Genomic DNA, 14,765 nt, shown 5'->3' on the forward strand with positions numbered 1-14,765 from the left:
GGGCCGCGCCGCCTACTCGCGGTGTCGCCGTGTTACGTCGGTACGCTCAGCCGCGGAAGTCGTCGGGGTCGACATCGTCGAGGAATCGCTGGAACTCCTCGACCTGCTGCTCCTCGCCGCCCTCGACGATCGTGCCCGGCACCCCGGCCTCGGCCAGCACGTCATCGGCGACGAACACCGACGCGCCCGTCCGCGACGCGAGGGCCACGGCATCCGACGGGCGGGCATCGACGATCCGCGGCCCGCCGGGGGTGAGGAGGGTGATCTCGGCGTAGAACGTGCCGTCCTCGATGCGCGTCACCTCGACGCGGTCGACGACCGTGTCGGTCTCGGCGAGCATCGCGCGCATGAGGTCGTGCGCGAGGGGCCGCGGCGCCTGGGCGCCCTCGACCGCGATGAGGATCGACGTCGCCTCCTGCGCCCCGATCCAGATGGGCAGGACGCGGCCATCGCCCTGGGCGTCGTCCATCGGCGTGAGGAGGATGACATGCTGCCCCGCACCGTCGAGGGCGACACCGGCCACGCGCACTTCGACCACGGTCACCTCCGATCGTCTGCCGCCATCGTAGGCAGTCGAAGCCGCCGACGTCAGCCCTCCGCCGAAGCCTCCCCTACGAGCGCCTCGAGGGCCGCACCCGAGAGACGCTGCGTGGTCCACTCGTCCTGCGCTTCGGCGCCGATCGCACGGTAGAACGCGATCGACGGCGCGTTCCAGTCCAGCACCGTCCACTCGAAGCGGCTGTAGCCCCGGGCGACGCACACCCCGGCGAGCGCGCGCATGAGCGCCTTGCCGTAGCCCGCGCCGCGATGGGCCTCGTCGACGTACAGGTCTTCGAGCCAGATCCCGTGGCGGCCGGTCCAGGTCGAGTACGTGACGAACCACACGGCGATGCCGAGGATCGCGCCGTCTCGCTCCACGACGTGGGCGTAGACCTGCGGGTGGGAGCCGAACAGGCTGCGACGCAGATCGTCGGCCGTGTTCTCGACGGCATCCGGTTCCCGCTCGTAGACGGCGAGCGCGTGGATGAGCGCCAGGATGCCGGGCTCGTCGCCCGGCCGGGCCTCACGGAGCACGGCGCCGTCGGGCAGAGCGGACGAAGGAGCGGGCGCGGCGGGTGGAGTCACGCCGCGAGCGTACCGGGTCGACGCCTCAGTCGCGCGCGAGCACCTCGCCGTGCGGCATGAGCAGCCAGCCGTCCTCTGCCGCCGCCCATTCGAGCCACCCGGCGCTGATCCGCTCCAGCGCATCGCGATCGGCGATGCCGAGCCGCAGCACGTTGTCGGCGAACGAGGAGTGGAGCGCCCGTTCCGCCCACGCGCCGCCCCACCACTCCCGCGCCTCGGGCGACTCGAAGAGCCAGACGGATGCCGACGACCGCACGTCCGTGAAGCCCGCCGCCCGCGCCCACGACTTCAGCTGCCGCCCCGCCGACGGGTCGCCGCTCGTGCCCCGGTGGGCGGAGAGATACACCTCTCGCCATTCGTCGAGGCCGGGGACCCGGGGCCACCAGATGGTGCCCTCGTAGTCGACGTCGCGCACCGCGACGACACCGCCGGGTGCGACGACGCGGCGGAACTCGCGGAGCGCGTCGACGGGCCGCGCGAGGTGCTGCAGCACCTGGTGGGCGTGGACGACGTCCCATGCGCCATCTTCCGACGAGAGCGCGTACGCGTCGTCGACGGCGTACGAGAGGTTCTCGATGCCCAGCTCGACCCGATCCGCTTCGGCGTGCGCGACGACGTCGGCCGAGGCGTCTACCGCGTGCACGGGGCCCGGCGCGACGATGGCCGCGAGATCGGTGCTGATCGTGCCGGGCCCGGCGCCTACGTCGAGCACGCGGCTGCCGGGTCGGAGTTCGGGCAGGAGGTACGCGGCGGAGTTGCCCACCGTGCGCTTCCGGTGCACGCGCAGCACGCTCTCGTGGTGCCCGTGGGTGTAGTCGTCGGCCATTTCCCCATCATCGCCGACGGTGAGGGGCCGCCGACGCCATGTGACGCCGGCGGCCGCAACACGCGCTCACTGGTCGGCGGGCGTCCACTCCGACACGGCGTCGAGCGCGGCGACCTCGTCGGCGGTGAGGTCGGTCTTTCCGCCGTCGAGGAGATCGGCGACCTGCGCCTCCTTCGACGCCGACGCGATGGGGGCGACGACGGTGGGCTTGGCGCGGAGCCAGGCGAGCGCCGTCGCGGCGATCGACACGTCGTGCGCGCGGCCGATCCGCTCGAGGGTGTCGATGATCTGGAGGCCCTGCGGGGTCGCGTAGGTCACGGCGGCGGCGGCGCGCGGCGAGGAGGCGCCCGTGGCATCCGTCGTCCGGTACTTCCCGGTGAGGAAGCCCTTTGCCAGCGCGAAGTAGGGCACCAGTCCGAGGCCGAGCTCCTGCGCGGCCGGGACGATGTCGGCCTCGATCTCGCGGTGGACGAGGTTGTAGTGCGGCTGCACCGCGACCGGTTCGGCGACGCCCAGCTCCCGCGCGATGCGCACCCACTCGCGGATGCGGTCGGCCGAGTAGTTCGACACGGCGGTGTAGCGGACGAGCCCGTCCTCCACGAGCGCACCGAACGCGGCGACCGTCTCCTCCAGCGGGGTGTCGGCGTCGTCGAAGTGCGCCCAGTAGAGGTCGATCGTCTCGACGCCCAGGCGACCGAGCGACGCCTCCGCGGCGGCCCGCACGGTGGATGCCGAGAGCCCCTTGAACTGGGGGTGCTGGCTCACCTTGGTGGCGACGGTGACGTCCTCGCCCGCACGAAGCCCGCGCGCGGCGAGCCACTCGCCGATGATCGTCTCGCTCTCGCCGCCGGTGTGACCGTCGACCCACGCGCTGTAGGAGTCGGCGGTGTCGATGAAGTCGCCGCCGCCGGCACGGAAGGAGTCGAGGACGGCGAAGGACGTGTCGCGGTCGGCGGTCCAGCCGAACACGTTGCCGCCGAGGGCCAGGGGGAAGACGTCGAGGTCACTGTTTCCGATGCGGGTCATGGTGGGGACAATACCCACCGCGCCCGAGCTATTCCGCAGAGCGTGTCACGGCGCGAAACCGCGAGCGCCGTCACGACACCGATGCATGCGTCGGAATACATCGGACGGGCGTATCGTTGGCGGCATCATGCGCAGTTTCGGAACGCTCTCCTTCGGCCACTACGGCCCGCTCGGCAACGGCCGCCAGCTCACCGCCCAGGACTCCATGAAGCAGGCGATCGATCTCGCCCAGGGCCTGGACGACCTCGGCGTCAACGGCATCGCCTTCCGCGTGCACCACTTCGCTCGGCAGCAGGCGTCGCCGATGCCGCTGCTCGCAGCGATCGCCGCCACCACCGAGCGCATCGAGATGGGGACGGGCGTCATCGACATGCGCTACGAGAACCCTCTGTACCTCGCCGAGGAGGCGGCGGCCGTCGATCTCCTCTCCGACGGTCGCCTCGCCCTGGGCGTGAGCCGCGGCTCACCCGAGACCGTCGTCCGCGGGTACGAGGCGTTCGGCTACACGGGCTCGCAGGACCCTCGCGGCGCCGACATGGCTCGTGACAAGTTCGAGCTGTTCCTGCGCGCCATCGAGGGGCAGCCGCTCGCCGAGCGCGACGCGAGCAGCCCGTTCGGCGGCGGCAGCGGCGGACAGCGCGTCGAACCGTACTCGGAGGGGCTGCGCTCCCGCATCTGGTGGGGTGCCGGCACGCGGGAGACGGCCGAGTGGGCCGGGCGTCAGGGTGTGCACCTCATGTCCTCGACGCTCGTGACCGAGGCCGACGGCCGCCCGTTCGATCTCCTCCAGGCCGAACAGCTCGACCTGTTCCGCGCCGCGTGGCGGGATGCCGGTCACCCCGGCACGCCGCGCACCTCGGTGAGCCGGTCGATCTTCCCGATCACGACCGCCGAGGACGAGCTGTACTTCGGCCAGTCCGCCGAGGGCGACGGCATCGGCTACATCGACGGCTTCCGCTCGACGTTCGGCAAGACCTACGCAGCGGCACCCGACGTGCTCGTCGAGCAGCTGAAGCAGGATGCCGCCGTGATGTCGGCCGATTCGCTCATGCTGACGATCCCCTCGCAGTTGGGGGTGGAGTTCAACCTCCGCATCGTCGAGTCGTTCGCGACGCACGTCGCCCCCGCCCTCGGCTGGGTCAGCACCCGCGGCTGACCCCCCCTCGCCACCGGCGTTTCGTCTCGGTCGCTGCGCTCCCTCGCTCAACGACCGAGATCCACCGGTCGTTGAGCGAGCGCAGCGAGACGAAACGCAGAGCGCAGCGAGACGAAACGCAGAGACGAACACAGAGCGCGCACCCGGTCGTTGAGCGAGCGCAGCGAGACGAAACGCAGAGCGCAGCGAGTCGAAACGCAGAGGTCAGCCCGCGCGGAGCACCCCGTCGCGGAGCGAGCGCAGCGAGACGAAACGCAGAGCGCAGCGAGACGAAACGCAGAGACGAACACAGAGCGCGCACCCGGTCGTTGAGCGAGCGCAGCGAGACGAAACGCAGAGCCGAAACGCAGAGGTCAGCCCGCGCGGAGCACCCCGTCGTTGAGCGAGCGCAGCGAGACGAAACGCAGAGCGCAGCGAGACGAAACACAGAGCGCCCACTCGGTCGTTGAGCGAGCGCAGCGAGACGAAACGCAGAGCGCAGCGAGACGAAACGCAGAGCGCAGCGAGACGAAACGCAGAGGTCAGCCCGCGCGGAGCACCCCGTCGTGGAGTTCCAGCACACGGTCGGCACGGGCGAGCACCGACGGGTCGTGGGTGGACAGGAGCACGGCGAGGCCGTCGTCGTGGGCGATCGAGGAGATGAGGTCGATCATCTGCACGGCCGTGTGGGAGTCGAGCTGCCCGGTCGGTTCGTCGGCGAGCAGGATGCGCGGCGAACCGGCGAGGGCCCGGGCGATGCCCACGCGCTGCTGCTGACCGCCCGACAGCTCTCCGGGGCGCTGCTTCGCGTGCGCCGCGAGCCCCACCCGTTCCAGCAGGTGCGACACGCGCGCGGCGCGCTCACCGGCATCCGTCCCTCGGATGCGCAGCGGGAGTTCCACGTTCTCCTCCGCCGTCAGCGCGCTGATGAGGCCGAACGACTGGAAGACGTAGCCGAGGTCGTCGCGGCGCACGCGGTCGACCTGCGCCTCGGATGCCGTCGTCATCTCGACCTCGCCGATGCGGACCGTGCCGGTCGTGACGGGCTGGATGCCGCCGAGCACGTGCAGCAGCGTGGTCTTGCCCGCGCCCGACGGTCCCACCAGCACGACGAACTCGCCGGGCGAGAGGGTGAGCGACGCGTCGGCGAGCGCCGCGACCTCACCGGCCGGCGTGCGATGCACGACCGAGAGGCCGTGCGCGTCGAGCAGGGTCTCAGTCATCGGAATCGTCCTTCCGTTCGCGCAGACTCCGCCTCGTGGGCGGGGCGGCATCCCCGGATGCCGGGCCCGCGGCCTCCGATCCCGGTGCACCCGCCTCGGCAGCCTCTCGTCGCGCCTCCGGTCGCGGCACCGCCGCCGTGCCGGACCAGACACCGACGTGGTCGGGGTTGAGTTCGAGGCGCACGCGGTCGCGAAGGTCGAGCTGGGTCATGTAGTCGGTGGGCAGCTGCATCCGGCCGACCTTGTCGAGCACCACGAACTCCTGGGCGACGACGTGCTCGCGGCCCTCGTCGTCGGTGTGGGTGGAGCGCAGCACCTCGGTCGCGGTGCGTCCGTCGCGGATCTGCACCGTGCGTCGCACGTGCTCCGAGACGGCGGGGTCGTGGGTCACGATGAGCGCCGTCGTGCCGAGCTCGCGGTTGACCGTCTCGAAGGTGGCGAGCACGTCCGCCGTCGCGTGCTCGTCGAGATCGCCCGTGGGCTCGTCGGCCAGCAGCACGCGCGGGTCGTTCGCGAGCGCGACGGCGATGGCCACGCGCTGCTGCTGCCCGCCCGAGAGCTCCGCAGGACGCCGCGCCGCGACGTCGGCGACACCCGTGAGCTCCAGGAGCTCGCGCGCGCGGGCGGAGCGGGAGCGGTCGCCGCCGATCGCCCGGGCCAGGTGCACGTTCTCCTCCGCCGACAGGTACGGCAGGAGGTTGCGGGCGGTCTGCTGCCAGACGAACCCGACCACTTCGCGTCGGTAGTCCACGCGCTGTCGCGCGGTGAGCGCCGTGAGGTCGCGGCCCGCGACGGTCGCTTTGCCCGCGGTGGGGGCATCCAGCGCGGAGAGGATCGACAGGAGGGTCGACTTCCCCGAGCCGGAGGCGCCGACGAGTGCCACGAGGCCGCCGCGTTCGACGACGAGGTCGAGGCCCTGGAGCGCCTGCACCTCGATGTCGGCGACCGCGAAGATGCGCACGAGGCCTTCGCAGACGATGTCGGGATCGTTCATCAATCCTCCTCCGTTCGGAGCACGGTCGCCATCGAGACGGTCCGCGCGCTGAGCACGCCCGCCACCACGGCGAGCGCCAGCGCGACGACCACGACGGCGATGAGGGCCCCGCTGAGGGCGGGGTCGACGGTGAGCGACGGTTGGGCACCGCCGCCGGTGAAGGGACGCAGGTCGATGGATGCCACGACCAGCAGCGGGAGGGCGGCCCCGAGCAGCACGCCGCCGACGAGGGCCGTGACGCCGAGCGGGGCGAACTCCCACGCGACGATGCCGCGGGCTCGCGCCCGATCGAGCCCCATCGTCCGCAGGAGCGCGATGACGCGGGAGCGGGCGTCGCGGGACACCCCGGCCACCAGCAGCAGCGCGATCACCGACAGGAGCGCGGCGATCCCGAGCGCCCCGAACAGCACGAAGCGCAGGGCCGTCACCGCCGGCGACGCCTGGATCTCCGCCGTCGAGTCGGCCAGCACTCGTGTCGTGTGGGTCTGCCCGACGGCATCCTGGATCGCGGGCAGCACGTCGCGGGGGTCGATGCCGTCGTCCAGGTCGACGAGTACGGTGCGCGGGTAGAAGCCGAGTCCCGTGAGCGCCGTGTAGTCGGCGGCGTCGAGCACGACGAACTCGGTCGTGTCGGTGGCGCCGAGGAGCGCGGGGATCGTCCCCACGACGCGCGCCGGACGGTCGAGCAGCGTCACATCGCCCGACCCCACCTCGGCCGCGACGCTGGTGGATGCGACGATCTCGAGCGGGTCCGCGCCGGAGAGCACTCCGCCGGGAAACGCGCCGACGTAGCCGCGCTGCGCCTCGGCGGCGCGGCCCGTCTCGGTGACGAACGCGAGCACGCTGTCCGTGGCCTGGCCCGCGCCGGAACCCGACTCACCCGCGATCGTGAGGAAGTCACCGCGCAGGATGCCGACGGCATCCGCGACGCCGTCCACCGCGCGCAGACGCTCCACCGTGCCCTCGTCGAAGTACGGCCCCGCCAGGCGCACGTCCGCGCCCACGTCGCGCTGCGCCGCGACGACGGCGCCCCGGTCGACGGTCGCCAGCACGACGGACGAGAACACGGCGATCGCGACGGCGACGACCATCGCGAGCACGGCGGTGGTGCCGGCGGACGGGTCGCGGAGGTTGCGGGCCGCCCCGACGAGGCCGACCACGCCGCGGCGGCGGCGCGAGGCCGCCAGTGCCGCCGCCAGCGGCACCGGGTGCAGCCGCACGACGAGCAGCGCGAGTGCGACCGTCGCCAGGAGGGGCGCGATGATCACGAGCGGGTCGATCGTCGTCGTGTCGGTGCCGATGCCGCGGAGCACGAGTTGCACGACCGCCGCCACCGCCACGAGCACGACGATCAGCTCGCCCACCCGCGTCCAGCGACCGCGCGAGGGGGCGTCGAGATCAGCGCGCGCCCGTGTGAGGAGCGCGGGCCGGAGCGTCGCGGCCAGCGCGGCCGCCGGCGCGAATCCCACCAGCACGGCGCACACGGTCGGCACCCATCCGGCGTCGTTCGCCGTCAGCAGCACGCCGGCGAGGGCACCGGCGACCGCCGCCGGCGCGCCGAGCAGCAGACCCTCGCCGAACAGGAGGCGTCGCAGCCGCGCGAGCGGCGCACCGCGCGCCGAGAGGAGGGCGAGATCGCTGCGCCGCCGGCGCACGATGAGCGCCGACGCGAGCACGATGAGCGCGACACTGACGGCGAGTGGCCCCACGGCCGCGACCGCCAGGATCGCGCTCGCGGAGTTGGCGCGCGAGAGTCCCGTGGACAGCACCGAGACGAGGTCGCTCGACAGGCGCGTGCGCAGCTGGCCGGACGGGTCGAGTGCGACCGACGCCGTCGTGGCACCGCGCACGGCCGACAGCAGCGCGGTCGGGTCGGCATCCCGCGCGCCCGCACCGTCGACCGGGTACCACAGGCTGAGCTGCGTGCGCCCGAGCTCGCCCGACTGGACGAGGGCGGCCCAGGTCTCCGGCGCCACCCACCCGGCGCTCGTCGCGGTGGGTCGCCGGTTCCCGTCGTCGTAGACGGATGCCGTCAGTGCCGTGATGAGGTGCAGCCACCGGTCGGCGTCGGGATCGACCGCCTCACCGATGCCCGCGAGCACGAACGGGGTGCGCTCCTGACCGACCGTCCACCCCATCGTCTCGGCCGCCGAAACGGTGAGGAGGATGGGGATCGGCCCGTCACCGCTCCACGCGCCCGGCCATGCGCCGTCGACGACGCGCACGTGGGTGGCGGCGGCCGGTTCGGACATCACCTGCACGAACGGCAGGGGAAGGTCGGCCGGGATGCCGGTCGGATCGGCGGCGACACCCGCGGAGAGGTGCTCGGCGAACTCCGCGGGCCCGGTCAGGTCGCGCAGGACGGGGTCGAAGTCTTCGCGAGCCGCCGCCAGTTGCCCGGCGAGCGCGCCGAACACGTCGGGGGCCCCGGCATCCCAGCCGTCCGTCAGCGCCGCGTCCGGCGCGGGCCCGAAGACGGGGACGTTGATCGACGACCCCGTGAGGTCGCGCGAGGTCGCCGCGACACCGGCGATCTGATGCGCCACCTCCGCGCGCACCACGCCGACGAGGGCGCGCGGCGCGGCGGCGATGACGAATGCGGCGAGCGCCGTGAGCGCGACGATGACGATCGCCGCGCTGCGCGGCGTGGCGAAGCGGCGTCGGGTGAGGGCGAACAGCCCCGGCGAGCGGGTCGTCATTCGTCCTCCCGGAGTGCGCCGGCCAGACCTCGCGGCGCGCGCACCGTCGCAACCACGAGCACGCACGCCGCGAGCATCGCCGCGAGCGCGACCCCCAGCGGCAGCATCGGCCAGACCAGCGGCACGGGATACGCGTCGGGCACCGTGCCGTAGGCGGCACGGACGAGGGCCGGGACGACGAGCATCGCGGTGAGGATGCCGGCTGCGACGCCGCCCAGCGCACCGAACGCGAGCGCGACGAGGTCTTCCACCGTGCGCACGCGAGCCGCGCGGCGCCGGCCGAGGCCGAGAACGGCGAGGAGGGCGAGCTCCCGCGCGTCGGCGCGCGTGCGGGAACGGCGCAGCATCAGCACGACGAGCGCGAGGGCGAGCGCACCGGCTGCCGCCACGACGAAGCCGGCGGCGGTCGCCGCCGCGGCACGCCCCTGCCGGGGATCGGCGGCGAGCACCGTCGTGCCGGCGAACTGCTCGGCGAGCGCGGCGGCCACGGCATCCGGATCGTCCGCCTCGACCCACACCTGGTTGGGCACGACGGGGACGGGGGAAAGGAGCGTCAGCGTGCCGATGTCGGCGAGGAGCCCCTGCCCCGACGGCGTGCCGGGAAGCACCGGGACGATGTCGACGACCTCCACCTGCGCCTCGAAGTCGGGACCGTCGAACTCGAGGGCGATCGTGTCGCCGACGTCGAGGCTGAGGTCGGCGGCGAGCGCCGCCGTGAGCACGACCGGTGCGGTCGCGGGGGCACCGGGCGCGACGACGCGGGTGACGAGACTGTCGCCCGTGTCGTCGAACGCGGGGAAGAACCGCAGCGAGCCGCCGGCATCCGAGCCGCCGCCCTCGGCGGTGCCTGCGGTACCGGGCGCGAGGGCGAGCGTCGACACGTCGACGGGCTCACCCCCGCTCGTCACGTCGGACAGGATCACGTCGCCCTCGCCGGCCCACGCCGCCGACCACACGCTCACCGCCAAGAGCGACCACTCGTCGCCGCCGGGAAGGGCGATCCGCTCCCGCACGTCGGGGTCGACGACCGGCGGCACGAACTCGCTGCCGTCATCGCCGCCCGAACCCGGGTCGCCGTTCACGAACGACGTGGTCCACAGCTCACCGCGCGCCGATACGAAGGAGAACTGCACGTTCGCCAGCAGCGGCTCGGGCTGGAACAGCTCTCCGTCGAAATCGATCGGCGGCGGCAGCGGCGCCCGCACCCGCAGCTCCAGCGTGTCCCCCGCCAGCGGGATGCCGGCAGCGGGCAGCCGAATGGCCTCGCCGAGCTCGGTGGGGGCGATCGTCCCCCCGCCGTCGAGCATCACCGTGCCGAGCCGGCCGCCGTCGATGGCGATGACGGGAAGGCGCGACCCGGGGCCGAGCGCGGTGAACCCCCGCGCCGCCGCCGTCGAAGCGGCTCCGGCGTCGGCGGCCGCTCGCGCGACGTCGGCGGCGTCCACGGTGTCGGGGATGGTGGTCACGCGCACGTCGGCGCCCACCCGCAGAGCCTCCGGTGCATCACCGAGCGCCGAGGTCGTGCCCTGATAAGCGCCTGCCACCGTCGCGATGCCGATAGCGAACGCGACGACCGTGAGCGGGAGCGCGTGGCGGCCGGGGCGTCGCGACGCGAGCCGCAGCGGGGTGATCGGCTGCACGCCGCGGGTCGCGCCGAGCGTCGCGGCGACCGCTCGGGCAGCGGGGGTCGCCACGAGCACCGCGACGACGGCGGCGAGCGCGAGGATGAGCGCGGGGGCGATCGCCACGAGCGGGTCGAGCACGGCCGTGCCGTCGCCGCGCGTCACGACGGGCGTGCCCGACTGGGCGAACTGCCACGCGGCGAGACCGGTGACGACCGCGAGCACGACGGCGGCGGCGCCCACCGCGACGAGCTGTGCGCGGCCGGGGCGGCGGTCGGCGGTGCGCGCGGTGATGACGACCGCCGTCAGCGTCGCCGCCGCTGTCACCCCGAGAACGGCGACCGCGGCGAAGAGGATGCCGGGCGAGGGCCACCCGTCGACGACGGCGACGGCGAGGGCGAGGACGGCGCCCGCGACCGCCCCGAGGAGCGACACCGCCGCCGTCTCGGTGCCCGACAGGGCGGCGAGGCTCCGCGCCCGCGCGCCCCGGGCACGCATCAACAGCGACTCCCCCGCCCGCGCGCGCACCGGCTCCCACGCCACGGCACCCACGACCACGACGGTGATCAGTCCGAGGAAGCCGACCGCGACCGCCGTCGGACCGCGACGCGCCTGGATGCCATCGCTGATCGCCCCGAGCGTCGCCTCCAGGTTCCCGGCGACCTGCACGCGAGCGCCGACGATCTCGCGCGCGTCGGCGGGGAGGTCGCGCAGCGCCTCGTCCAGCGCACCGACGTCGTCGCCCGTGAACCGGGCGGCATCCGGCGTGATCGTCACGGCATCCGTCGTCACGGCGATCGACACCGGCGGGGCGCCGTGAGCGGCGAGGGTCGTCTCGACCGCGTCGCGGAGGGCGTCGGTCGAGCCCTCGGCGACCGTCACGACTGCCTGCCCGCGGCTGCCGGTCGCGGCGGCGAGGGCTGCGCGGACGTCCTGCGCCTCGACGGCACGCAACGCGACCGCCATCCCGACGACGAGCCCCGCCGCCACGGCGCAGACCACCAAGAGCGTCATGAGAGCGGGCAGCGCGGCACGCGCGCGGGCGACCGCGAAGCGAGCGCCCCCGATCACCCCGCGCTCCTCTGCCTCACATGTGCACCCTAACCGACCGCGTCGGCCGTGCCCGGGAGCGCACGGAGGCCGGACGCCCGATCGGGCGCCCGGCCTCCGTTGCTCGTCGTCAGGCGGCGGTGCGACGCCCTCGGCGCAGCAGCGCGATGCCCACCGCCAGGGCGAACAGACCGCCGATCGCCGACAGCGCGGATGCCGTGGCATCGCCGCCGGTCACGGCCAGTTCGGCGCCCGTCACGGTGAGCTCCGTCCACGCGAGGATCGCGCCGTCGGCATCTGTCACGACGAGACGGTGCTCGCCGGCCGGAACAGTCGCCGGGATGCGCACCGTGATGCCGCCGTCGGATGCCACGACCGCCGCACCGAGGGAGGTCGGCTCCGAGAACAGCCACACATTCACGGTCGTGCCGGCGAGCGCGGCGTCCAGCTGCACCCGGATGCTGCCGCCCGCGCGCACCTCCGAGGGCGCGTCGATCACGCCGCGGTTCTCGTCCGTCAGGTCGCCCTCGTCGGGCGCGTCAGGCGTCCCGGGGAGCGTGCTCGTCGGCTCGGGCGTCGGCGTGGCGGTCGGCTCCGATGTCGGCTCCGGCGTCGGCGTGGGCTCCGGCGTCGGCGAGACGGTCGGGGTCGGCTCCGGTGTCGGGGTCGGTTCGGGCGTCCCCGTCGTGCAGTCGAGGGTGCCGGCGCGCAGCGAGAACCCGTCGGTGTCGGCATCGTCCGCATAGAAGGTCTGGGCGTGACCGTCGACACACGTCGAGGCGATCGCGAACCCCTCGTTCGCGACGTTGGCCATCCCGGCCGGACGCGCGTACACATGCGTCGGCGCGAAGACGCCGGTGCCGTCGACCTCGTACGTCGCGGTGCGGCCGTCGCACGCCTCGTCGCACACGACCCAGAGGAGCCCTCGGTCGTACTGCACGTCGGCGACGAGGGCGAACGGCGTCGCGATCGTCGCGACGCGCGCGAACGACCCGTCGGAACCGAGGGCGTACGCGTACACCGAGGCCGTCCCCTCGACACCGACGAAGAAGAGGCCGTCGCCGTGGCCGGGATAGTCCGCCGGGTCGTACGCCGCGCCGGTGCGCTCGTCGCGGAAGCCGTCGGCGACCAGGTCGGCGTCGGGCACCCACGTGATGCCCTCGAGACCGGCGTTCGCGCCGAGCCCGGGGAAGTCGGATGCCAGGTTCCACTCCGCGGATGCCACGAGTTCTGACGAGCCCCCGCTCTCCGCGCCGTTGAAGCGGAGCACGGCGGGCCTGCTCGCGGAGCTCTGGTCGTTGTTGCGCTCGCTGGAGACGAAGACGCTGCCGCCCTGCACCGTGACGCCTTCGGCATCCACCGTGCCGGTGCCGTCCGGGTACCGGAGCGTACGCCCGGCGGACCATCCCGCCGCCGGCACCCACTCCTCGCCGGAGGGCACGAGACGATAGAGCAGCCCGTTGCCGTTCTCGACGGCCCAGAGTTCGGCGCCGTTCGCGCCGGTCGCGTAGTCGAGTCCGCTGAGGTCGCCGGCGAAGGTGCTCTCGTCGTCGAGCACGCGCACCTGCGCACCGCCGGGCCAGGTCTCCACGACGACCTCGCCGGCACAGCGGTTCGCCGTCCCCTTCGTGGCGAGCGCCGTCTCACCGAACGATCCGGTCGCGTCGGTGCAGCGGCCCCACGACGTCGCGGCGTGGGCCGTCCACGAGGTGGTGTCGAGCACCGTCGTCCCGTCGGCGTCGAAGAGGGTCACGGCATCCGCGCTGCCGAGTCCGAAGCCGAACGCGGCCTCCTCCAGCACGAGATATCCCTTCGCGGCGATCTCGGTGCCCGCCGGAACCGTGTAGCGGTGAGCGGCCGTGTCCGAGTCGGTCACGACGACGCCGCTCACATCGATCGACGCGTCGGTGAGGTTGACGAGCTCGATCCAATCGCCGGGCGTCCCGCCGCTGGATTCGACCTCGTTGATCTTCACCGGCAGCGCACAGTTGTTGGGCGCACCCTTGGTCGTGACGGTGGTCTCACGCATTTCCCCGGTGCCGTCGGGGCACCGCCCGTAGCTGGTCGCGGCGTGGGCGGACCACGCGTACGAGGCGACAAGGCTCACCCCGTCGGGAGCGAACAGGCGCACCATGTCGGCACCGCCGAGACCGAAGTCGAACCCGGGCGAGTGCGCCGTCAGCTGGTCGATCAGCAGGATGCCGTGCGCCGGCGCGACCGACCCGCTCGGCAGCACGTACGCCTTCGTGTCGTCGTTGTCGCGCAGCACGTAGTCGCTGAGGTCGACATCGACGTCGCCGAGGTTGTACAGCTCGAGCCAGTCGGTGTCGTCGCCGTTGGACTCGACCTCGTTGACGACGATCACGTCGGCGGTGGGGTCGTCGGACGGCGTCGCGGTGGGCGTCGGCGCGGGCGTGCAGTCGTTCGCGGCGCCCGGAGTGCCGACAGCCGTGAGACCGAACGCCCCGGTGCCGTCGGGACAGCGCCCGTAGGTGGTGGCAGCGTGCTGCGTCCAGGCGTACTCGTCGACGAGGGTGACGCCGTCGGCGAGGTAGAGGCGCGCGGCATCCTCTCGTCCGAGACCGAAGGTCATCGCGGGCTGATCGAACCGGTAGAACTCCCCCGCCGCCAGGACCGTCCCGGCCGGGATCGCGTCGGTGCGCGTGTCGTCGTTGTCCTTGACGACCCAGCCGGAGATGTCGACCGACGCGGACGAGGCGTTGACGAGCTCGATCCAGTCGGTGGTGTCGCCGTCCGACTCGATCTCGTTGAGCACGACACCGGGCTCGTCCGCCGCGACGGCGGGGAGCGCCGCCAGCGGGGCGACGAGCAGGCCGAGGCCGAGGGCGGCGACGAGGGCGCCGGCGAGCGAGGAACCGTGTCGGGTTCGGGAACGAGCGTGCGGGACGGTGGAAGACATCTCTCTCCAGGGTCGGGAGGCGGTGGAGGGCGGCGATGCGGGTCGCCGACGCGATCGTCCCGGCCCTCGGCGAACGGCAGGAGAACGGCCGACGAACGGCGGGCGACGATGGGCGGTCGTCCCGGCGGCGACCTTCCGAGAGGGG

Annotated in this window: 10 protein-coding genes; 1 reads left to right on the plus strand and 9 read right to left on the minus strand. The window is 73.3% G+C overall.

Annotated elements, in window-relative coordinates; genetic code table 11:
• Positions 1 to 46: 46 nt before the first annotated feature.
• The 4 genes from ACSQ18_RS11490 to ACSQ18_RS11505 all read right to left on the minus strand — a co-directional run bounded on the left by ACSQ18_RS11490 (position 47) and on the right by ACSQ18_RS11505 (position 2,977).
• Positions 47 to 544, minus strand: a complete 498-nt coding sequence (locus ACSQ18_RS11490) for a bifunctional nuclease family protein (protein WP_301037885.1) — start codon at positions 542 to 544, stop codon at positions 47 to 49.
• A 44-nt stretch (positions 545 to 588) separates the two neighbouring features.
• Positions 589 to 1,125, minus strand: coding sequence for an N-acetyltransferase family protein (locus ACSQ18_RS11495; RefSeq protein ID WP_436037487.1), 537 nt, complete (start codon positions 1,123 to 1,125; stop codon positions 589 to 591).
• Between the two features lie 25 nt (positions 1,126 to 1,150).
• The gene (locus tag ACSQ18_RS11500; protein WP_436037488.1) at positions 1,151 to 1,951 is read right to left on the minus strand and encodes a methyltransferase domain-containing protein; all 801 of its coding nucleotides are present in this window, start codon (positions 1,949 to 1,951) and stop codon (positions 1,151 to 1,153) included.
• 66 nt (positions 1,952 to 2,017) lie between these two features.
• Positions 2,018 to 2,977, minus strand: coding sequence for an aldo/keto reductase (locus ACSQ18_RS11505; protein WP_436037490.1), 960 nt, complete (start codon positions 2,975 to 2,977; stop codon positions 2,018 to 2,020).
• A gap of 127 nt (positions 2,978 to 3,104) precedes the next feature.
• Between ACSQ18_RS11505 and ACSQ18_RS11510 the strand changes: the two genes are divergently transcribed.
• Positions 3,105 to 4,133 (plus strand): LLM class flavin-dependent oxidoreductase, encoded by a 1,029-nt coding sequence (locus tag ACSQ18_RS11510; RefSeq protein ID WP_436037492.1) that lies wholly within the window; start codon positions 3,105 to 3,107, stop codon positions 4,131 to 4,133.
• Between the two features lie 521 nt (positions 4,134 to 4,654).
• Here ACSQ18_RS11510 and ACSQ18_RS11515 read toward each other — a convergent pair.
• The 5 genes from ACSQ18_RS11515 to ACSQ18_RS11535 form a co-directional block, all read right to left on the minus strand.
• On the minus strand, positions 4,655 to 5,335 hold the full coding sequence (locus ACSQ18_RS11515; protein WP_436037494.1) for an ABC transporter ATP-binding protein: 681 nt from the start codon (positions 5,333 to 5,335) through the stop codon (positions 4,655 to 4,657).
• Positions 5,328 to 6,329, minus strand: coding sequence for an ABC transporter ATP-binding protein (locus ACSQ18_RS11520; RefSeq protein WP_436037496.1), 1,002 nt, complete (start codon positions 6,327 to 6,329; stop codon positions 5,328 to 5,330). Before ACSQ18_RS11520 ends, ACSQ18_RS11515 begins: the two co-directional genes overlap by 8 nt.
• Positions 6,329 to 9,028, minus strand: a complete 2,700-nt coding sequence (locus ACSQ18_RS11525; RefSeq protein WP_436037497.1) for an FtsX-like permease family protein — start codon at positions 9,026 to 9,028, stop codon at positions 6,329 to 6,331. The genes ACSQ18_RS11520 and ACSQ18_RS11525 overlap by 1 nt, the downstream gene beginning before the upstream one ends.
• On the minus strand, positions 9,025 to 11,721 hold the full coding sequence (locus ACSQ18_RS11530; protein WP_436037499.1) for a hypothetical protein: 2,697 nt from the start codon (positions 11,719 to 11,721) through the stop codon (positions 9,025 to 9,027). Before ACSQ18_RS11530 ends, ACSQ18_RS11525 begins: the two co-directional genes overlap by 4 nt.
• Positions 11,722 to 11,830: 109 nt before the next feature.
• Positions 11,831 to 14,620, minus strand: a complete 2,790-nt coding sequence (locus ACSQ18_RS11535; protein ID WP_436037500.1) for a lamin tail domain-containing protein — start codon at positions 14,618 to 14,620, stop codon at positions 11,831 to 11,833.
• Positions 14,621 to 14,765 lie beyond the last annotated feature (145 nt).

Origin of the sequence: Microbacterium sp. LjRoot45 (assembly GCF_964253325.1) — a bacterium.
GTDB lineage: Bacteria > Actinomycetota > Actinomycetes > Actinomycetales > Microbacteriaceae > Microbacterium.

Coding starts and splice junctions, on each gene's coding strand:
- ACSQ18_RS11535 (WP_436037500.1), bottom strand. CDS start 14,620: ATGTCTTCCACCGTCCCGCACGCTCGTTCCCGAACCCGACACGGTTCC.
- ACSQ18_RS11510 (WP_436037492.1), top strand. CDS start 3,105: ATGCGCAGTTTCGGAACGCTCTCCTTCGGCCACTACGGCCCGCTCGGC.
- ACSQ18_RS11515 (WP_436037494.1), bottom strand. CDS start 5,335: ATGACTGAGACCCTGCTCGACGCGCACGGCCTCTCGGTCGTGCATCGC.
- ACSQ18_RS11520 (WP_436037496.1), bottom strand. CDS start 6,329: ATGAACGATCCCGACATCGTCTGCGAAGGCCTCGTGCGCATCTTCGCG.
- ACSQ18_RS11525 (WP_436037497.1), bottom strand. CDS start 9,028: ATGACGACCCGCTCGCCGGGGCTGTTCGCCCTCACCCGACGCCGCTTC.
- ACSQ18_RS11500 (WP_436037488.1), bottom strand. CDS start 1,951: ATGGCCGACGACTACACCCACGGGCACCACGAGAGCGTGCTGCGCGTG.
- ACSQ18_RS11505 (WP_436037490.1), bottom strand. CDS start 2,977: ATGACCCGCATCGGAAACAGTGACCTCGACGTCTTCCCCCTGGCCCTC.